We start from the raw sequence: 19,945 nt of genomic DNA, 5'->3' as shown, positions 1-19,945 counted from the left end.
TATAATGATTTATAAACCTTATGACATGAAAAAATCTTACACCTTATTAGTATTTATATTATTTATTGGCATTTCTATCTGTAAAGCGCAAGATTACCAACCAGGCTATGTAATAATGAATGATGGCACACGTGTGGGTGGTGTAATAGCCCTTAACGAAGCCGAGCCCTGGTATAATCAGCGCTATATCCGGGTTAAAGATTCAGTCGCTTTTGCTAAAGATCCGAATGTAAAGCCAAAGCGGATCAAGGCCGATGATATGAAGTTTTATGTGGTTGGTACCCGTTTGTTTGATAAAGTGCATTATGTTGACCTGCAAAACCTTCAACTTAAAAGTATGGGCACTAACGACCATATGATGGAACGGCTGGCTGTTGGCCGGATCACCGCACATCGTTTTTATGAATATCCCGCTGATGTTGCCGTTTATGTAGCCAGCGAAGAAGAGATAGAAAGAAGAGAGAAAGAGAAAAAGGATGCTTTGATCCGCGGGTATTTTATTTTGGCTCAGAAGGATAATGATAAACTGCGAAATGCTTTTGATTATGACCTTCAGAAATATTTTGAAGATACGCCGGAGGTGCTGGAGAAATACAAAAGTGGAAGCTACGGAAATCAGCCCGTTAAAAAAGGATTGGCTGCCCGTATGGTAGCAATGGCCAAAAAGACCGCTTTTAAACAGGAGGAAGCAGATGGTATAGTAGCCGCGTTTAATGACTACAATTCGAAAAACGCAACTAAATAGATTGCATTATAAAAAAGAAAGAAGCCCGGGTAAATTTACCCGGGCTTCTTTCTTTTATGCGTTATCGAATTATCTGAATTTAATATTAACGCTACCGCCGGATGCCTCGGCTTTAACCGGGATGCCGCCGCCGTTGTATTTGCCGTTAACCCGTTCTTTTTCCCATTGGCCGTTAAATTTGGCAACCGATGATGGAGATACACCTTCGCCCCTGAGGTCAAGATCATAGCCCTGGTTTTGAGGAAGCTCGATATCGACATTGCCCGCGCTTGATTGCAGTTTAAGGTATTTACCAACTTTAAGCATTTGCGCGTACAATCCGCCACCGCTTGTTTCAGCGCTAACACTGGCCGCCATACGTTTAAGATCAATGCTGCCGCCTGATGTGCTGGTGATCAATTCGCCGGTGATGTTATTGCCGTTAACGCCGCCACCGCTGGTTTCGGCATTGATGGTGCCTTTAAGGTTTTCTAAAGTGATGCCGCCGCCGCTGGTTTCAAGTCTGATTTTTCCGTTGCAGTTTTTCGCCTCGATGCCGCCACCGCTGGTTTCAAGAGAGATATCATCGCCTGAGTTAGAAACATGGATGCCGCCGCCCGAGGTATTACCGCGAATAACGCCATTGAGCCTGTCTATCTGTAAGCCGCCGCCGCTGGTGCTAAATTTCTCGTTACCTTTTAAATTATCCAGACCAATACCGCCGCCACTGGTTTCCAGATCGGTTGAGCATTGCTGCGGCACATAAATGCGGAACGAGATGCTCAGTGAGCTTCTCCAGTTAAAAAAGCTTTGGCGTTTACTTTTGGCTATGGCTTTCACTTCATGTCCGGTTACCGAAATATCAAGGGTATAATCTTTATCCAGGCGTTTTTTGATCTCTTCTTTTGAAAGTTCGTTGCCGTTATTGCCTTTAATATAAACTTCAACACGCGGTGCCTGTCCGGCTTGTCCGCTAACTACAATGCCACCTGCCGATGTGCGTACTACAGCACTGGTAATGGCATCGTTGGCTAATGACCTGGTGAGGTATAATGAACGGCTATCGCCATCCTGCGCGGCCGCAACAGCAGTTTGGCCGGCAAGTAGAAGGAGTAAAATATAATTCTTCATAAAAGGGGTTTTTAATAGTGATACAACTATGACCACATATTACCCCTATACGTTACAGGTGTTTTAAGTTTTATTTATTATACGCCAATTGCAAGTTTTTATGTGGCCTTTTCAGCGGTAAAGCGGTAAGCATAAATTCAACCCAGCAAGTCCCATAAATTACCAAAGGGATCTTTAAAAACGGCAACTGTGCCATATGATTCAGCCTTGGGTTCACGTACAAACTCTATGTTTCTGTTCCGCATTGCATGGTAGTCGCGCCAGAAATCATCGGTTCTTAAAAAAAGAAATACGCGGCCGCCCGTTTGCCGGCCTATTCTCTGTTGTTGTTCTTCTCCTACAGCCTTTGCTAATAGCAAACTGCATTCCGATGAACCCTTCGGCCTTACTAAAACCCATCTTTTATTTTCATTGATCAGCGTATCTTCAATTAAGTCGAAATTCAATTTCTCCGTGTAAAACTGAATTGCTTCATCGTAGTTGCTGACAACTACCGTAATATGTGCTATAAATTGTTTCATGAATCAGATTATGGCCGCCATTTGAACGACATACTATCGATGGCGCGCATGGTGCACAAAATGCCGTTTAAATGATCATTCTCGTGCTGCATCAGTTCGGACAGGGCATCGGTCATTGCCCATTGTTGCTGCTGCCAGTTTTCGTCAAGATAGTTTACAGTGATAGTTTTATGCCTCTTAACTTTTACCAGCAGGTTTGGAAAGCTCATACAATCGTCCCAAAGTTCAAAAAGTTCATCGCTGACATCCTGTATTTCCGGGTTGATGAAAATAACCGGGTTGTCGATATTCATGTAAACCAGCCGCTTCATAATACCCAACTGCGGCGCTGCAATAGCCCGGCCGAAGTTGTATTTCTGCCTGATCTCCTTCATTACGTTATGCATATCGGCTATCCAGCCATTTAACAAAGGGAGTTCGTTTTGCATTACCGGATCACAAACCTGGTAAAGGCGCTCATCGCCCAGCAGCAAAATATCATTCAGTTTTTTCATGCTATAGTAAAAGTAAATTTTTTATGGCCGGTAATGTTGCAACAAAATATAATTGACTTAATTTTACTTAAACCAATTGTACCTGCTATTTCTGCAATGGCGAAACTAAAATAAGCGGAAGCCGTATAAACGAGAAAGTTAAGCGTTAACTTCCTTGTCCAAATTTGAGTTTTTGTAGTTATTTTATATATCATGCAGCCTAAAGAAATTTTAAAAGAACACGTAAGCAAAACCATTACTTTAACCGACGAACAGTTCGATTATTTCTTTTCGCATTTTACCTACAAAACCTTTAAAAAAGGCCAGACTATAATAGGCGAGGGTGATAAGGTAGACTGTGAGTATTTTGTGCTTTCAGGCTATCTGAAATCGTTTTTTATTAACGATGATATGAAAATGTTCATCCTGCAGTTTGCCATGCCAACCTGGTGGGCTTCGGACTACAACGCCCTTTACAGTGGTGAGCGCGCTACAGTTAACGTAGACTGTATTACTGATGCCGAAGTGCTTTGCCTCACCAGCCAGGACCGTGAAAAACTTTGCAGGGAAATTCATGAAGGGGAGCACTTCTTTCGCTGGCGTACCAATAAAGGTTACGTGGCCACGCAAAAAAGGCTTTTATCGTTCATGAATAACGATGCCAAACACCGTTATGAAGAGTTACTGGCACAATATCCAACATTGTATAATATAGTTCCAAAACAACTAATAGCCTCTTACTTAGGTGTTTCAAGGGAAACGCTGAGCCGTTTATACCATTCCTGAAATGTGATGCAGATCACATAAATAAGGCGGCGTTTCAATTGTGATGTAGGTCACACAGTTTCCAGGCTATTTGCCCCCAACTTTGTATTGTCATTAAAGACAAAACAAAATGGAAACTCAAAAATTTGAAATCATCAGCGCAAAAAGTAACATCGACTGGGTTGGTCGGAAGGTTACAGGCGCACACAATGGTACCATCGCTATAAAAGAAGGCTCTTTAAATTTTGCCGATGGACAATTAGCCGACGGTAAATTCACTATCGACACCACTTCTATCAAAATACTTGACGTAACTGATCCGGCTACCAACGCCCAGTTTGCAGGTCACCTCGCTTCTGACGACTTCTTCAATTCTGACAATTACCCTGAAGCTCAGTTTGTAATTACAGCTATCAGCAAAGAAAGCAATGATACTTATCGTATCATCGGTAACCTGACTATAAAAGGTATTACTCATCCTGTAAGTTTTGACGCACAGGTTACCACCACCGCTGACATTGTAAGCGCAACAGGTAAGGTTGTAGTTGACCGTACCAAATACGGCATGAGGTTCCGTTCCGGAAACTTTTTTAAAGACCTGGGCGATACCCTGATCTATAATGATTTTGACCTGAATGTAAACATAACCGCTAAAGCTGTTTAATCAACAGCTTTAGCTTAAAAACCAAAGCTATGCCATACGTAAAAATTGAACTGACCCGCGAAGGTGTTACCCGCGAGCAGAAACAAACCCTGATAAAGGGTGTAACCGATTTAATAACCAATACCCTGAATAAAGATCCGCACTTAACCCATGTGGTGATCAACGAAGTTGAACTGGATGATTGGGGTTATGCCGGCGAACAGGTATCGGTATTAAGAGAAAAAGGCATTACTGCCGATAAAAAGTAAGACAATGAAAAAGCAAACCATAATAGTTACCGGTGCATCATCTGGTATAGGTAAAGAAATAGCCCGTTATTTTTTAGAAAAGGGCGATAATGTAGTTATTAACTCAACAACTGCCGATAAGCTGGAAGCAGTTTACCAGGAACTTGGCGCAGGCGATAACCTTGCCGCAGTTGCCGGAAACGTAAGCGATAAGGCAACAGGCGAAAAGCTGGCCCAAATAGCTATTGATAAATTTGGAAGTGTAGATGTTTTAGTGAACAACGCCGGTATCTTTGAAACCAGGCCATTCCTTGAGGTTGACGAAGCATACCTTGACCGTTTTTTAGATACCAATCTTAAAGGCACCTATTTTACCACCCAGGCCGTGATCCCGCAAATGATTAAACAGCACGATGGGGTAGTGATCAATATTGGCACGCCATTGGTTAACCATGCGCTTAGCGGAGTTCCTATTACAGCGCAAATGGCTTCAAAAGGAGCGGTACACGCGCTTACCATACAACTGGCCGGTGAGTTTGGCAAAGACAACATCAGGGTAAATACAATTGCTCCCGGTACCATTCGTACGCCAATGCACGGCGATAATGCAGATCAAACTGCAGGCCTGCACTTGCTTAACCGCGTTGGTGAAGTGGAAGACATAGCTCAAATGGCTTACTCGGTTGCTAAAAGCAATTTTATTACCGGGGCTATTATCAATGTTGATGGCGGCACAGCAGCAGGCCGTAATTTAAATTAAGTGTAAAAATTTATAGTAACCGCATTATGCCTCGCTAAATGGCAGGCATAATGCTTTAATTTATCATCAAAATGGAAACTAATAATCAAGCTAAAGCAGCCATTGAACAGGCGCTTGAAAATTATTACTTCAAAGGGATTTACGAAGGTAATTTGGATTTGTTAAACCAGGTAATGAATGCCGGTACCTTGCTTTTTGGCGATGTAAAAGGCGAGCCTTACGCTAAAACATTGGATGTTTACCTCGATGGTGTAAAAAACAGGGTAAGTCCTAAGGATTCGGGCAAACCATTTGAAGGGAAAATTATTTCTGTTAAGGCGGTAAATTCAATCGCGGTTGCCGAAGTACAGGTAAAAATGTACGATTTCAACTACCATGAGTTTCTATCGTTCCATAAACTTAACGGTAAATGGCTCATCGTAAATAAAATGATCAGCGATACTAATTAATCTCTTTGGTCTAAAGTTGTAAGTTCCAAGTAAAAAGGGAAAATCAGACTCATGACTTGCGACTTAGTACTATCGACTTAACAAAATAATATTAAAGCCATGTGGTATAACACAAAAGCAACAGAAATACTGGGTATTGATTACCCGATTATGCAGGGGCCTTTTGGCGGTAATTTATCCTCGGTCGAGTTGGTATCAACCGTATCAAACGCGGGAGGGTTAGGCGGCTACGGGGCTTATACCCTTAGCGGCTCAGAAATTGTCGAGATAGACAGGCGGATCAGGGCGGCGACCAACAAACCTTACAATATCAATATCTGGGTTTCGGAAACCGATGCGCCAAACGGCGAGGCAACAGATGAGCAGTTTGAACATGCGGCACAGTTGTTTAAACCTTATTTTGATGAGGCCGGGATTCCACTCCCTCCTAAGCCTGCACCTTTTAAATTGCGGTTTGAAAATCAATTACAAGTTATCCTCGACCTGCGCCCGAAGGTATTCAGCTTTATGTTTGGTACACTACCTGCCGATGTGATGGAACAATGCCGCAGACTGGGCATAGTTACAGTAGGCGCGGCTACTACCTTAGATGAAGCTATTGCATTGGAGGCAAGTGGTGTAGATATGATCATAGCTTCGGGCTTTGAAGCGGGTGGTCACAGGCCATCATTCCTTGCACAGGCAGAAGCGTCAACTACCGGTACTTTTGTGTTGCTTCAGTTGATAAAGGAAAAAGTTAAAACGCCTGTTATCGCTGCCGGAGGTATAGCTAATGGCAGGGGAGTAGCAGGGGCCCTGATACTGGGTGCTGATGCAGTGCAAATAGGTACAGCCTTTTTAGCCTGTGATGAATCGGGTGCGCTTCCTGTTCACCGACAAATGCTTTTTTCTGACGCGGCAAAATATACTACACTGTCACGGGCATTTACAGGAAGGCTTGGCCGGGGGATCACCAGCCGGGTAGCTAAAGACCTGATAGGAAAAGAAGCCGGTTTTTTGCCTTTCCCATTGCAAACAACCTTTATGTCGCCATTACGCAAAGCGGCTCTTGAGCAACAAAAGTTAGATATGGTTTTGTTTTGGGGCGGACAGATTGCGCCTGTATTAAAACATACCAAAGCCGCAGAGCTGATGCAATCCATCATAGCAGATACAACCAAAATTATGAACCCATGAAAAACGAAGTTAATGTAACCTACATTGGTGGCCCGACCGTTATTTTAGAAATTGGCGGCTTACGGTTCATGACCGACCCCACGCTTGACCCGGTCGGCGAGCAATTCATGATCAATGATAAACCCGCATATCACAAAACAGAAGGCCCGGCGACTACTGATATTGGTAAGATTGATGTAGTTTTGCTAAGCCACGACCAGCACGGCGATAATTTGGACAACGCGGGCAGGGAGTTGCTGAAACAGGTATCTAAAACATTAACCACAAAAATTGGGGCGGAAAGATTAGGTGGTAATACCATTGGCCTGGCCCCATGGGAAAGTATCTCTTTAAACGATAACGTAGTGATTACCGGCACGCCTGCAAGGCATGGCCCCGCAGGAAGTGAAAAGCTAACCGGAGATGTAACGGGTTTTATTGTAACTGTTGCAGGGTTCCAGATCTATTTTACAGGCGACACCGTTTTTTATGATGGCATAAAAGAAGTAGCGGAGAAATTTAAGCCTCAATATGTGTTCATTTTTGCAGGTGCAGCCAAACCGCGAGGGCCATTTAATGTAACCATGGGCACCAACGACGCTATAGACACCGCGTTTGCTTTTCCTGATGCCACTATTATACCGGTGCATTTTGAGGGCTGGTCGCATTATACCGAAACCGGGGAAATGCTGCAGCAGTCATTCAACGCGCTTGGTATTGGCGGGCAGCTTAAGATTCTTGCGCCTGGCATAAAAACAAGTTTATAAATAATTACCTGCGTGAGTTTATGGGCTGCTAAAAAATGCGGACTGAATGGCTCATGCCTAAAACGTTTCAACCATGAACTCAACAAAAGTATGGTATGTAACCGGGGCGTCCCAGGGATTGGGACTTACCTTGGTGAAGAAATTATTGGATAACGGCCACCGTGTAGCAGCCACATCACGCAACGCGCAAACCTTAAAACAAGCGGTTGGTTTAATAGATACAGACAGGTTCTTGCCATTGGCTGTTGATTTAAGCAACCCGGATTGTATTGAAGAGTCCATCCGTGAAACACTTAAAGCATTTGGGCAGATTGATGTACTGGTAAATAATGCCGGTTATGGCATGGCCGGTACGGTTGAAGAAATTGAAGGACAAAAGATCCGTGATATATTTAATGTAAACGTGCTGGCTGCTATTGATGTAACTAAGGCTGTGCTTCCTGTTATGCGGGGGCAAGGCTCCGGTTATGTTATCAATATTGGTTCAGTTGCCGGTTTTGTTGGCGCGCCTGGCTGGTCGGTTTACTCGGCTACCAAAGCTGCTATTGCCGCGTTTTCGGAAGTGTTGGCGCTTGACGTTAAGGAGTTTGGGATTAAGGTAACTGTGGTTGAACCTTCGGGTTTCCGTACGGGGTTTTTGACTACAGGCTCGTTGGCTTTTACAGAAAGTAATATAGAAGGATACCAGGCCGTTAAAAATGCCCAGCAACGTTACCTTGCCGCTGATGGTAAACAACCCGGTGACCCAGAAAAGGCTTCGGAAATAATCATGAGTTTAATAGATATGGACGAACCGCCGCTGCATCTTTATCTTGGAGAGGATGCCTATAAACGTGCCTCTGAAAAGCTCAGAATAATGACCGCGGAATTGGAAAAATGGAAAGAGTTTACCATATCGGCCGATTTTAAGTCGTGATTTGGTTTAAACTTATGCCGGTTTAACCGGCTCAAGGCCATGCTTTTTCATAATGACAACTACCTTTTGCATATCTGGCGGGCCTCCGGCATTGATCACCTCTGCAATTTCACGAAAATAAGCAGGGCCGATAGATGCGGGAGAAAGGGTACAGAGCGCCCTTGCTGTGGATTCATGCAGGTTATTAAAACCATGAATGGTGCCTCGCTTTATAAAACAATGATCGCCGGGATGTAGCTCCAGGGTTTCTGTACCAACTAATTGTGTAAGCGTGCCTTCCAGTATGTATAGGGTTTCATCTACTTCAACGTGAAAATGAGGTGCCGGTACCTTTACGCCAGGCGGAACAACAAGCTCAAATTGTACAAGCGAGCCATCGGTATCATCGCCATCAAGTAAAAAATTGATTTCAAGGCTGCCAAAGCTGATGCGTTCTTTAAAATGAGGAAACATGCGTGGTTGGGTTTACGATTGGTGTGGTAATAAAGCTATGTAATTTGCAATGTAAATGCAAGCCACAAATTCGTATCGGTAAGGTATTTAACCTGGAAGATATCGCTGAGGCTTGCCGCCTGATGGATAGCAATGCGGCCAACGGTAAGATTGTTGTGCTGGCCTGAGACTTCGCTCAATCATCCAAAGGATCATGCCACTTTGCGAAGCCGTTTACCGCGCTTTCAGCGTTTAGGTCTGAAATGATGCACCCTTGTATAGTCTCAATCTTTGGCTTTTCGGCGTAAACCGTCTTTATCCATTTATCGATGGTTTTATGGTTTTTGAAGCGTTCCGGATGACGGTAATAATATTCAATTGCGGTTAATCTTGAGGTAGGATTGATACTGTACATTAAAGTTACAATCTGATCGGGCGACAATCTTTTGATGATTTCGTTAAACATCGTCCGGTTTGAGGTAAGACTTATCGGCAGCCCCCCATAATGACCATACAAAGTACCGGATAAGGGCGACATATATTGCAGCATTTGAAGCGGAATGGCTTGGTTTTTATAAGCAGAATGTGCAATATCGCTTAGGGAAGCGAAAATGCGATCTTCACCGAATTTGTAATATAAACGGCCAGCAGAATCAACAGGCAGCGCTTTACGAAGTAAGGAATCATATTTATTCGTCAGCGTTTTTCTGTTGGAAGGTTGCGAGGAAAGGGCATAACTAACAACCTCGCCGTTGTGTGTATAATATTCGAGGGTTACCGAAATATACCCAGCTGCCTTACCCGTATAAATATACGTCCATCCGAAACCCAAAGTATCTTGCCGGGGACGACTATCTACCGGTGGGGCGAAGAAATCGACAATGGCCTGGGGATTACTTTTATCTAATGCGACAACCTGGTTAATTAATTTGATATCGTTATTAACCCAGTCGGTATGAAGTGTATCTTCTTCTATCCCTTCTACCCATTCTGTTTTGTAAGCAGCCATCCGCAAAAAATTAAACAGATAGGTGTATGGCTCAATTTTATGGGCATGTTTAACACTTGTAGGCAATTTAATCTGTACAGATGATTTGATCATCGAGTCTATTACCATCAAATCTTCGGGGGTAAGGCTGGTGTTTTTTGCAATTATAAACTTCACATCGTCTACACGGCCGGCGGTATTAAACTGGAGCAATAGTGTCATATCCGGGTTGCGGGCGAGCGCTATGGACCGTTGGCGCGAAATTGCTTTGATATATTTGCGTGCAAATTCTCCGCGGTTAATAAAATCGCCATTGATATACGCCGCATCGTTTGTTAGTGTTTTGTTTTCTTCTCCTGAATGTAGAAACGCCTTGTTGGTGCTTATGCTGTAGGTGTTTTTAGATGGCGTGATATAAACGACTTTCCCTCTGACTATCAAAGAGTCTTTATCAAATACCGATTGCGCAAAGCAGCGAGAGGTGCCTGAAATAAATACTAAAAAGAAAAATAAGGTATAGGTAGCTTTAAGCGTCATTTTGTAGTCCCCGGAAGTTATAAGCCCTTAAAATTAAAAAATAAGCCTGATAACTTACCGGGGACAGATGTTTAAACAATGTATTTATATTTTTAGTACGCCTAATCATTCACTCCGTAAACTCTTCACCGGGTTTGCTTTTGCTGCTTTTATAGCCTGGAAGCTTATGGTGGCCAGCGCTATAACTGTCGCGGCAAATCCGCCTGCGGCAAATAACCACCAGCTGATTTTAATGCGGTAAACATAATCCTGCAGCCATTGGTGCATGTAATACCAGGCAATAGGCGTGGCAATAGCAAAGGCAATGGCTATGAGTATGATAAACTCTTTTGAAAAAAGATAAACGATACTGCCCGAGGTAGCGCCGAGCACTTTACGAATACCAACTTCTTTTATCCGTTGTACGGCCATAAACGAGGCTAAGCCATATAAGCCAAGGCAGCTCAAAAATATCGCGATAGCCGCGAAGATTTTATACAATTGTGCCAATTGGTTTTCCTGTTTGTAAAAGCCCGCGATTTTATCATCAAGGAATTTGTACTCATAAACAAAATCGGGAAATGTTTGCTCCCATACCTTCTTAATGGCTTCCAGTGTGGCCGGCATGTTTGTAGTCGACAGCTTGATCCCGGCCTGGTTGTACATTACGTTGTCCGTAGTAATAAGCAGTGGTGCCAGTTCCTGGCGGAAGGATCGGTCGTTAAAATCTTTCAATACACCCACAACCGGGCATTCGATCAGGCCGCCCCAGATGCTTATTTCTTTATTTAGGATATCTTCAGGCTTTTTTATGCCTAAGCTTTTCAGCAGCGACTCGTTGACTAAAAACTCCCTCGTCATAGCGGATGGTTTCAGGTTTCGTCCGGCTATCAATTGTAGTTTATAAGCAGGGACATAATCCTGGTCGGCAAATTTGGTAATGGCCTTAAAGTCTGTTTCTTTTTGTGCGTGATCGTATTTGACAGCGCTCCAGGTATCGTTGCCATTTTCAATGGGTGTATTGGAACTGAAGCTAACCGATCTTACTTCGTTTATTGATGTGAGCTGGTTCTTTAAATATTCCATTTTGCTTAGGCGGAGACTATCTACCCGGAAAGGAACATTGATAATGGCCTCTTTATCGAAGCCTAAGGGCTGATCCATAAAGTAATTCATCTGCTTTACAATGATGAGCGTTCCGATAATGAGCGCCTGCGCAATGATGAATTGAAATACTACCAATCCTCTTCTTAGCGAAATCCCATTTGCCGGGTCTGTTGAAAGTTTGCTTTTTAAAGCATTAACAGGGTTGAAACGCGATAAAACGATGGAGGGATAAAAACCAGCCAACGCCGTTACCGCAACCGTTACAACCAAGAGAAATACAACAATTGCCGGATTACTGAATATGTTGAACGACAGCGATAGTTCCAAAAGCGCCCCGACGTAGGGTAGCGCAAGCACAGTAATGATAATTGCGAATAGCACAGCGCTTGCCACTATCAAAAATGTTTCGACGATGAACTGGAGTTGTAATTGAGATTTATTACTTCCCAACACTTTCCTTACGCCAACTTCTTTTGCCCGGTTAACAGCCTGCGCCGTGGAGAGGTTAATGAAATTTACACAGGCAATTAACAGGATGAACGCGGCGATAAGCCACAATACATTAAGTAGTTCATGGCTGATTGTTTTGTTGCTGTAATTGCCTACCTGGGTATCATAATGTACTGCGTTTAATGCCTGTATGGTATGGCTGTCTTTATTATCGGCAGATTTTACCTTTTGTGAGAAGGCGCTTAGCTGCCGGTTAAAATTACCGGCAGAAAGGTTTTGAGGCAATAAGATGTAGCAGCCAAAATCGGCTATCGTTCTGTTCCAATCGGTAGATTTTGCTAAATAATCGCCGGTAAATCCTGTGCCAAAGCTAACAACAAGTTTCAGTTGAAAGTCGGAGTTTGCCGGGATGTTTGCCAGGATTCCCGAAACTCTTAACACATCTGTGCCGTGCTCAAACATAAAGCCGCCCATTTCCAGTTTAATGGTTTTGCCCATCGCGGATTTCCAGTCGCCAAAATATTTTTCGGCAACTTCTTTGGTAAGCAATACATTGTCCGGATCTTTTAACGAAGTATACGAACCGGCAAGCAGCGGAAAGTCGAATATTTTAAAGAATGAGGGATTGGTATAAAACAGTCCCCTTTGTTCCTTGAACATTTTTACGGTAGCCCCATTTTCGTCGGGGATGATCAACTGGTCGTTTTGACTTGCAAAAATTGGGGCTACCTGTTCTACTTGCGGGAAGGCGGTTTTTAATCCCAATGGAAAAGGGAAGGGGACGTCTTTGCCATAAGTAATATTGCCCGTTTCGGCATGATGGTATTCAGTTAAGACGCGAAAGATGCGGTCTTTTTTGGAGTGAAAATTATCAAAGCTTGTTTGAAATTGTATAATGATAAAAATCACCATACAGACGGTAATACCCACAGCCAGACCGGTGATGTTAATGACGGCGTAGCTTTTATTCCGGGTTAAATTACGCCATGCGATTTTAAAATAATTCTTAAACATAAAGTTGCGGTTAAATTTGTCATGAAACCATTTACTGGTGGTTTCATGATTTAAAATTACCGGCGCAGCCTGTGCCCCACTTCTCAAATTATAAGATGGCAACTCTTTTTTAAGCTCATTTTTAAACTCTACAGGGCTTTTGCCCGTTATTTGTTTAAAAATACGGTTAAAGGAACTTTGTGAATTAAACCCGGATTCATAGGCAATTCCCAACAGAGTGATATGGTCATAAGCGGCATCCTGCATTTTGCGGATGGCCGATTGTACGCGATATTCATTGATAAAATCATTAAAGCTTTTTTTAAGTACGGTATTAAAGATCCGGGATAGCTCATGGGTAGTTAAGCCAAGTTTTTCGGCAAGAGAACTTAGACTCAATTCTGAATCCTGATAATACAGATTTTCTTTAATCACCTTTTTTAGCCAGATCCCTTTTTGCCTCAGATCCTCCGGTAGTAATGGTTTTAAAACGGGGGCAGTAATTGGCAGGGCCGTAATTTCGGGCTTTAAAAAAGTCCGTGCTGCCATCCAGATGATCATCAGCATTAAGAGCAGGTACAGGGGATAGTAAGCCTGAGCGCCTAATAGCTGATTGTAATAATAATAATCAACCGCTACAAATGGGATCCACAGGACCCATAACAGGCCGAAAGCCAATAGTAGATTATTTATCCACCGTAATTCGTGCCGGTACCGGTCGCCTCCGTTAAATTTTTGCCGCTGATAGAAATTTTCGATTAGCGTTCGGCACAGGTATAAATAGACAATCACCGAGATAAATGCCAATACCTGGAATGTTGGATTTACCCGTTGAAATATTACTGTATTATAAGTAGGAGCACCTGTTTTTATACTTTCTATAATTGTGGAGATCTGGACACTTACCTCAAGGAGCAACGGACTAAAATGCAGCAGATCCTTACGCCTGAATTTATATTCGGGCCGGGTTACTTTGAGTACATAAAAAAACAGGAGCGGGCCTATGGCCAATGAAAATTGCAGCGGCAGCCGATTCCAGGAAGGGATATAGGCCGACAGTTGGATGTCAATTGCAAGTATCCGCGCTATCCACAAAACGGCAGTGGCCAATGCCATAGCCAAAAAGCGGTTTGCCGACCTGTTTGCTTTCCCGGCGAACCATAAAAGCAAGATAAAGTTGAAGCCGATAAAGAGCATCCCAAAAAACGCAGCATCATAAAGGGAAATATGGAATGTATACGGTTTCAAATTGGTTAATTCAATAAATCATCACTCCAAATTAGTAAAATACTAATAGATAAAATGTTAACGAATTAATTAAAATGGATGATATACTAAAGCAGAATAGAGTAACGCCTGTTTGGGACAATGATAATCCGGATATTTAGCGTATTTTTTTAAAAAGCATTACCATGCCTAAATCAGGGTCGTCAAAAGTAACTATCAATCCGTAAGGTGCTTCGCTGCCTGTAAAACCAATGTTTGTTAAACTTTCATCAATAGATGTTAAGGTAATTCCCCAGTTTGGTTTGGGATGTCCCAACCCGGTATCAACTGAGCCAATTGTTTCAATTTTCCATGTTCCTTTGGCAGAAATGTATTTATGATTTTCGGCGGCGGCGGCACCAAAAACATTGGGTATGTCCTGGGCCTGGTACGTACCGTCTGGTTTTAGCGTGATTGTTGCTTTTACTCCGCGTTTGTCTATCGGGATTTCGGAAATTGTTTGCTCTTTAAATTGATAAACGCCTACAATATCTTCCCTTTTAGGTTGTTCTGTGGTCATGTCGCCAGCATATGGGTCAGACTGGCAACCCAATATGAGCATAGAACACGCTAATGAGAAAATAATTAGGATAAGATTTTTCACTCATTAAAAATAAAGCCTTTGGATAAACATCCAAAGGCTTGTATATGATTTTCAGAAACCTCGTCGTTCTGTTTGATTACTTCAGCGTGCGTACTTGACAGAATTAATCCCAAATGCCATTCTGTGAAGTAAATATTACCGGTGCGCCACCGGTTACCATAATGGTGTGCTCGTGCTGTGCAACAAAACCGCCTTTATTTCCTTTTAGTGTCCAGCCATCGGCTTGTGTATCGGCGATGGTTGATTTTGTAGAAATGAATGTCTCTATCGCCACTACCGAATTTTTTTTAAAACGTGTGGTATTATACCTGTCGCAAAAGTTGGCAATCTCGTGTGGTTCTTCATGCAGGCTGCGGCCAACACCATGACCTGTCAGGTTTTTTATTACCGTATAGCCAGCTTTTTTTGCTTCAGTTTCAATCAACTTACCAATTTCCGAGATCCGGACACCGCCTTTAATATTGCTGATGGCTTTTTTTAAGATCTCTTTAGATGCCTCTACCAGTTTGCCATGGCCGTGAATATCCTCTCCGAGGATGAAAGAACCGCCGTTATCGGCCCAGTAGCCATTTAGTTCTGCCGATACGTCGATATTTATTAAATCGCCTTCTTTAAGAATCTGATCTGCCGAGGGTACACCATGCGCAACCTCATCATTAACGCTTATGCAAGTATAGCCGGGAAACTTATAAGTAAGCAAAGGGGCCGACTTTGCGCCCAGTTGCGTGAGTAATTCGCCGCCATATTCATCAAGCTCTTTGGTAGATATACCCGGTTTAGCGTAATCACGCATTTTCTTGAGCGTAATGGCTACGGCGTCACTTGCCTGCTGCATGCCGTTTCTTTCGTCTTCGGTACTTATCGACATCTTTTAATTTTTATCTGCTGCAAAATTAACAATTAATATACATGGCTCCATTTACCCAGTGTCAGTTTATAAGCAGCACATCAAAAAAACTGAGTAATGGTTCATGGTTTTTTCATGGATTATCTGTGAAAAACCGTTCAATTGCGGGTAATATGCTACGATTTTTCCAACAACTATACGTTGTGTTCGTAAAGCGGTAGCTTTGCTTTATGAATGTAGCCTTTTGTGTTAACAAGCTTGCACTCATTGGTTTGGGTGTAACTTTGAACTCCCTCGCTCAAAATTGTTTCCGCGCAAAATCCTTAAATATCTGGTTTTTGTGTGCCGACTTGAGCGATGCTGATAAATCAAACATCAGCCATTTATTAAAAGAAGCCAACTATTCCGGAAGCTGGCATTTTATTGATTTTGATCCCATAAAACATTTCGGACAACTCCGGTCATTACATGGCGACTGGACACCTTATGGCAGATTGCTGCTCCCCGAAATTTTAACCACCGAGAAGACAGTATTATATCTTGATGCCGATTTGGTTGTTGATTTGGATGTCACCGATTTAGAAGATTTTGATATAGAAAATTCGGCTATCGCCGCCGTGGCAACAGGCACTGTTGAATATGCGATAGAGCATAAGTTCCTGATCAGGGAGTTTAATTTATCACCCGAGTCGCCATATTTCAACTCGGGTGTATTGTTGATGAACCTTGATGTTTGGAGGCGTGATAATATTAAACAGGCTTGTTTGGATGTTGGAAATAAATTCCCCTCAGAACTGCTTGCGGTAGATCAGACAATTTTAAACGCCTTATTCAGCAATAAATTTAAAACCCTTCCCCGCAGGTTTAATTGTGCCTGGTATGCGAATTTCGAAAGACCGGATTTAGCCGAGCAGATGATATTTCATTTCGTGGGTTCGCCCAAGCCCTGGGATTTATTTGCTTTTGCCTTACATCAAGGCTATGCAGAATGGGAAAAGTATTTAACGAGATTTTGGGCTTCTAAATACAGAAGAACAACGTATGGCGACCTGGTAAGGGCATGGAATATCCGGCGCTCATACGGAAGATTGATCAAACATAAACTCAAAACCCCAACCTCAAAGTAAGAGGGTTGAGTGCTTCTTTTATCAGTCTATAAACGTCAAAAAGCCGCTCTGGATTTTCAGAGTGGCTTTTTTATCCTCCTTTATGAGGTTATTAGATACCTGATTTAATTGCTATCAATTAGCACGTGTGCTGTATGAAAGATCAAAATGAAGGCGTAGGTAACCATTGTCCAATTTTTTCTGGTGACCGGCAGCATCAAATACAAGTGCGGTAAATTTTGCCTCCAGGTTGTAATGACCGCCATCTTCAAATGCTGATTTGGTAAAGCTTGTGATTTCGAATGTGGAGTTTTTTTGGAACCCGGGAGGAAGTTCAACCGTATTCAGTCCATTATAAGCATTATAAGATAAATAGTCTTCGTTATTGGTTGATACATTGATGGCAATACCATTCTGTGAATTTTTCCATTCAAAGTCTTCTGCTAAGGGGTGTTTGCCGGTAGTGAATAATTTAAGCACATCACTTAGCCCCGGCATCCAGGTAGTGCCTGCTTTGTTCCGGATATATTTTTTTAAAAAGAACACCTGGATATGCACGTCGCTGGTAGCTATTGAATTTTTTTGATAATACATTACAGAGTCCGGAGCGCCAACAAGGGAATACACGTGTTTATTGGTATTATCAGGATAAATAAGCTTCCGGTTTGCATCCTGGCCACCGGCCGAAGATGAATTAATGTTTACACCACCGGCCGAATATGTTTTACCGTCAATAGTATAAGAAACCGAGTCTCTGATGGCTGTTGTTGCTGGAAGAGCGGGCTTGTTTGGAGTAGTTTCCTGGTTACTGTCTTTTTTACATGATACAAATGCCGAAAAAAGTAAAAAGGCATAGATAAGGTTAAGGTTTTTCATGAATTTAATTAAAACGCAAATAAAAGCATTTTAATTGACTCTTTTTGTTGTTGTTCAAACTAAAGGCTACAGTTATTAACTATAAGGGGGGATTTATTTACTGATTGTTTTTTATCTTGTAATATTAAATAGGGGGGAGTTATTTGTTGATAAACAATGTCGGCAGAGAAAGAGAACGTCAACATCTTGTCGCGATTTCCCCCTTAACTTGTCGTTTTTACACAGGACAAAATACTGAAATGCCATAGATATTTGTATTGTCAATCAAATCGAAACAATTAAAAAACGTCTTATGAAAAGAGTACTTAAAGGATCTAATATCCTTCGGTCTGCATCAATAATTGCTGTGCTTCTTTTTACCACTGTACTTCGGTCAAAAGGGCAACAGAGCAAACCTGCTGAAAGCGGCTACGCACCAGTTAATGGCATTAAGGTTTATTACGAGGTTTATGGTACAGGCAAGCCGGTAATTTTATTGCATGGCGCTTTTATGACTATTGAAGGTAACTGGAGCCAGTTAATTCCCGAGCTTTCTAAAACGAGGAAAGTAATTGCCATTGAAATGCAGGGGCACGGGCATACGCAATTTTCAGAACGAAAATTATCACATGCTGCTATGGCAAGCGATGTGGAAGGTGTAATGGATCATTTGAAAATTGACAGTGCCGATGTGGTTGGTTATAGCATGGGCGGTTCTATCGCCTATAAGTTTGCTATCCAAAGCCCTAAACGCTTAAAAAAATTAGTGATCATTTCGTCTACCTATAAGAGCAATGGCTGGCTCCCCGAAGTAACCGCCGCTTTTAAATCATGGAAGCCGGAATTTTTTACAAACACCCCTATGAAAACCGCGTATGACGCTGTGGCGCCCGATAAAACCAAATGGACAAAGTTCATAGAACAGATGATCGTTTTCGCCGCGGAACCATTTGATTTTGGCGATGACAATATTGCTAAAATTACAGCCCCTGTTTTGATCATAGCCGGCGACAATGACGGGCTTGATAAAGTTGAGCTGGCAAAAACATATAAATTATTGGGCGGCGGTGTTATTGCCGATATGGGCCCGATGCCAAAATCGCATTTGGCTATTGTTCCGGCGCAAGGGCACGTGAGTCTGATGATGCAGACGAACACGATATTGGGTTATTTGAATGGGTTTTTGAAGTAAGCCGCTTTTAATAGGCAATGTGATATTATTTAGCGCTAACTTAGGCGATATGAGTTATCACATCATCGTAAACAAAAATCAGAACGTTACATATGGGCAACTGCTCAAGAATCGTTTCGTTCGTGATGATGTTTGCATAAGCAGAAAAGTTGAGGCTGCTGCTATTGTCGTTGGCTATAGCAAGTTCTATTTACATAACGAGTCGTCGCGCGGCGTGGCACTCACCGTTAATGATGAAGTATATGATGTAGAATTGAATATTTGTGCAAGTGCAGCTGATTATATGCTGGCAGCTAAACTTGCCTTGGCGATCGCCGAAATCAATAATGCAACTATTTCCCCCGAATTTGATGATGAGCTTTCATTAGATGAATTTGAAGCCCGATACGACGCTCGTTGGGCGCATTCATCTCGGTTAAATGGTGCTGACTCGCTGAAATTTCTTTTACAAGAAAGCGATGAGGTCAAGTTGCCGGGCTGTGTTCGGCCATTTTATTTCGGAAATTATGTTCTTGATAAAATTTCGCAGGATCAGCCCAATGAAGAGCAGTTTGCCGACCGTGTTATAGATGAGATTAAAAACATACAGTTTATTGAACATACGGTAGAAGGGTTGGAAGTGCCAACCCTTATAGACGGAAGTTTTCCGGAAGGAGTGCAAACGGTTCAAGTTATATTACCGGAATATAGACTGTTACTTCAAAAGTCGGATTGGGTTATCCTGAAGGTGGGTAGCGAAATATTAAAAGTCGACCGAGAGCAATTCATGCGGCACCCATCCCTTGAGCTAACAAGGCTTGACGAATCGCAATATGTACTTCAGCCGATTGAAATGAAGCTGTATTTAGAGATCGTAAAACATTTTTCTTTGCTTGAAAGTCCCCCGGATGAAGTAATGCCAGTCGGACAGAAGTTGATAGAAACGAATGTTCAAACAACTGCTGCTAACGGTAAATGGTGGCAATTTTGGAAACAGTAAACTATTTATAGGGTATTGCTATAATGCCACCCATTTTAGAGGTATAGATATCACATCA

General features: G+C 42.5%; 22 protein-coding genes. 13 read left to right on the top strand and 9 right to left on the bottom strand.

Annotated features, from left to right (window positions below; all coding sequences use genetic code 11):
* The first annotated feature begins 25 nt into the window (after window positions 1-25).
* Window positions 26-745: a hypothetical protein gene (locus DEO27_RS24595; protein ID WP_121808191.1), complete on the top strand. Its 720-nt coding sequence runs from the start codon at window positions 26-28 to the stop codon at window positions 743-745.
* A gap of 69 nt (window positions 746-814) precedes the next feature.
* Here DEO27_RS24595 and DEO27_RS24590 read toward each other — a convergent pair whose 3' ends face one another.
* The 3 genes from DEO27_RS24590 to DEO27_RS24580 form a co-directional block, all read right to left on the bottom strand.
* Complete coding sequence (locus DEO27_RS24590; protein WP_112568470.1) at window positions 815-1,855, bottom strand: DUF4097 family beta strand repeat-containing protein; 1,041 nt, start codon at window positions 1,853-1,855, stop codon at window positions 815-817.
* A gap of 137 nt (window positions 1,856-1,992) precedes the next feature.
* Window positions 1,993-2,376, bottom strand: a complete 384-nt coding sequence (locus DEO27_RS24585) for a VOC family protein (RefSeq protein WP_112568472.1) — start codon at window positions 2,374-2,376, stop codon at window positions 1,993-1,995.
* Between the two features lie 8 nt (window positions 2,377-2,384).
* The gene (locus DEO27_RS24580; protein ID WP_112568474.1) at window positions 2,385-2,870 is read right to left on the bottom strand and encodes a peptide deformylase; all 486 of its coding nucleotides are present in this window, start codon (window positions 2,868-2,870) and stop codon (window positions 2,385-2,387) included.
* Between the two features lie 192 nt (window positions 2,871-3,062).
* Between DEO27_RS24580 and DEO27_RS24575 the strand changes: the two genes are divergently transcribed.
* The 8 genes from DEO27_RS24575 (at window position 3,063) to DEO27_RS24540 (ending at window position 8,552) form a co-directional block, all read left to right on the top strand.
* Window positions 3,063-3,635 carry a Crp/Fnr family transcriptional regulator gene (locus DEO27_RS24575; RefSeq protein ID WP_112568478.1) on the top strand — a complete coding sequence of 191 codons (573 nt, stop codon included), beginning with the start codon at window positions 3,063-3,065 and terminating at the stop codon, window positions 3,633-3,635.
* Between the two features lie 109 nt (window positions 3,636-3,744).
* Window positions 3,745-4,278, top strand: coding sequence for a YceI family protein (locus tag DEO27_RS24570; protein ID WP_112568480.1), 534 nt, complete (start codon window positions 3,745-3,747; stop codon window positions 4,276-4,278).
* 29 nt (window positions 4,279-4,307) lie between these two features.
* Window positions 4,308-4,526, top strand: coding sequence for a tautomerase family protein (locus DEO27_RS24565; protein WP_112568482.1), 219 nt, complete (start codon window positions 4,308-4,310; stop codon window positions 4,524-4,526).
* A gap of 4 nt (window positions 4,527-4,530) precedes the next feature.
* The gene (locus tag DEO27_RS24560; protein ID WP_112568484.1) at window positions 4,531-5,265 is read left to right on the top strand and encodes an SDR family NAD(P)-dependent oxidoreductase; all 735 of its coding nucleotides are present in this window, start codon (window positions 4,531-4,533) and stop codon (window positions 5,263-5,265) included.
* 71 nt (window positions 5,266-5,336) lie between these two features.
* Window positions 5,337-5,714, top strand: coding sequence for a nuclear transport factor 2 family protein (locus DEO27_RS24555; RefSeq protein WP_112568486.1), 378 nt, complete (start codon window positions 5,337-5,339; stop codon window positions 5,712-5,714).
* A gap of 99 nt (window positions 5,715-5,813) precedes the next feature.
* A complete protein-coding gene (locus tag DEO27_RS24550; RefSeq protein WP_112568488.1) occupies window positions 5,814-6,890 on the top strand; it encodes an NAD(P)H-dependent flavin oxidoreductase in 1,077 nt (358 codons plus the stop codon).
* A complete protein-coding gene (locus DEO27_RS24545) occupies window positions 6,887-7,636 on the top strand; it encodes an MBL fold metallo-hydrolase (protein ID WP_112568490.1) in 750 nt (249 codons plus the stop codon). Before DEO27_RS24550 ends, DEO27_RS24545 begins: the two co-directional genes overlap by 4 nt.
* A gap of 73 nt (window positions 7,637-7,709) precedes the next feature.
* On the top strand, window positions 7,710-8,552 hold the full coding sequence (locus tag DEO27_RS24540; RefSeq protein WP_112568492.1) for an SDR family NAD(P)-dependent oxidoreductase: 843 nt from the start codon (window positions 7,710-7,712) through the stop codon (window positions 8,550-8,552).
* A gap of 12 nt (window positions 8,553-8,564) precedes the next feature.
* On the opposite strand, the gene DEO27_RS24535 is transcribed toward DEO27_RS24540, so the two are convergent.
* Complete coding sequence (locus tag DEO27_RS24535) at window positions 8,565-9,005, bottom strand: cupin domain-containing protein (RefSeq protein WP_112568494.1); 441 nt, start codon at window positions 9,003-9,005, stop codon at window positions 8,565-8,567.
* 44 nt (window positions 9,006-9,049) lie between these two features.
* Here DEO27_RS24535 and DEO27_RS24530 point away from each other — a divergent pair, with 44 nt between their 5' ends.
* Window positions 9,050-9,172 (top strand): zinc-binding dehydrogenase, encoded by a 123-nt coding sequence (locus DEO27_RS24530; protein WP_223818040.1) that lies wholly within the window; start codon window positions 9,050-9,052, stop codon window positions 9,170-9,172.
* Between the two features lie 8 nt (window positions 9,173-9,180).
* Here the strand turns inward: DEO27_RS24530 and DEO27_RS24525 are convergent, their stop codons facing one another.
* From DEO27_RS24525 to map, 4 genes are all read right to left on the bottom strand, one after another.
* Complete coding sequence (locus DEO27_RS24525; RefSeq protein ID WP_112568499.1) at window positions 9,181-10,509, bottom strand: hypothetical protein; 1,329 nt, start codon at window positions 10,507-10,509, stop codon at window positions 9,181-9,183.
* A 105-nt stretch (window positions 10,510-10,614) separates the two neighbouring features.
* Window positions 10,615-14,286, bottom strand: a complete 3,672-nt coding sequence (locus tag DEO27_RS24520; RefSeq protein ID WP_112568501.1) for an ABC transporter permease — start codon at window positions 14,284-14,286, stop codon at window positions 10,615-10,617.
* A 136-nt stretch (window positions 14,287-14,422) separates the two neighbouring features.
* Window positions 14,423-14,824, bottom strand: a complete 402-nt coding sequence (locus DEO27_RS24515; protein ID WP_146749980.1) for a hypothetical protein — start codon at window positions 14,822-14,824, stop codon at window positions 14,423-14,425.
* Window positions 14,825-15,011: 187 nt separating this feature from the next.
* On the bottom strand, window positions 15,012-15,776 hold the full coding sequence (map, locus tag DEO27_RS24510) for a type I methionyl aminopeptidase (protein WP_112568505.1): 765 nt from the start codon (window positions 15,774-15,776) through the stop codon (window positions 15,012-15,014).
* 209 nt (window positions 15,777-15,985) lie between these two features.
* Here map and DEO27_RS24505 point away from each other — a divergent pair, with 209 nt between their 5' ends.
* Window positions 15,986-16,882, top strand: a complete 897-nt coding sequence (locus tag DEO27_RS24505) for a glycosyltransferase family 8 protein (RefSeq protein WP_112568507.1) — start codon at window positions 15,986-15,988, stop codon at window positions 16,880-16,882.
* 114 nt (window positions 16,883-16,996) lie between these two features.
* Here the strand turns inward: DEO27_RS24505 and DEO27_RS24500 are convergent, their stop codons facing one another.
* A complete protein-coding gene (locus DEO27_RS24500; protein WP_112568509.1) occupies window positions 16,997-17,737 on the bottom strand; it encodes a hypothetical protein in 741 nt (246 codons plus the stop codon).
* A 292-nt stretch (window positions 17,738-18,029) separates the two neighbouring features.
* Between DEO27_RS24500 and DEO27_RS24495 the strand changes: the two genes are divergently transcribed.
* Window positions 18,030-18,908 carry an alpha/beta fold hydrolase gene (locus tag DEO27_RS24495; RefSeq protein WP_112568511.1) on the top strand — a complete coding sequence of 293 codons (879 nt, stop codon included), beginning with the start codon at window positions 18,030-18,032 and terminating at the stop codon, window positions 18,906-18,908.
* A gap of 49 nt (window positions 18,909-18,957) precedes the next feature.
* Complete coding sequence (locus tag DEO27_RS24490) at window positions 18,958-19,887, top strand: hypothetical protein (RefSeq protein WP_112568513.1); 930 nt, start codon at window positions 18,958-18,960, stop codon at window positions 19,885-19,887.
* The last annotated feature ends 58 nt before the right edge of the window (window positions 19,888-19,945 follow it).

Origin of the sequence: Mucilaginibacter rubeus (assembly GCF_003286415.2) — a bacterium.
GTDB classification, from domain to species: Bacteria; Bacteroidota; Bacteroidia; order Sphingobacteriales; family Sphingobacteriaceae; genus Mucilaginibacter; species Mucilaginibacter rubeus_A.
Note: the sequence above shows the minus strand (reverse complement) of the source record. Positions and strands in the feature narration are given on the sequence as shown.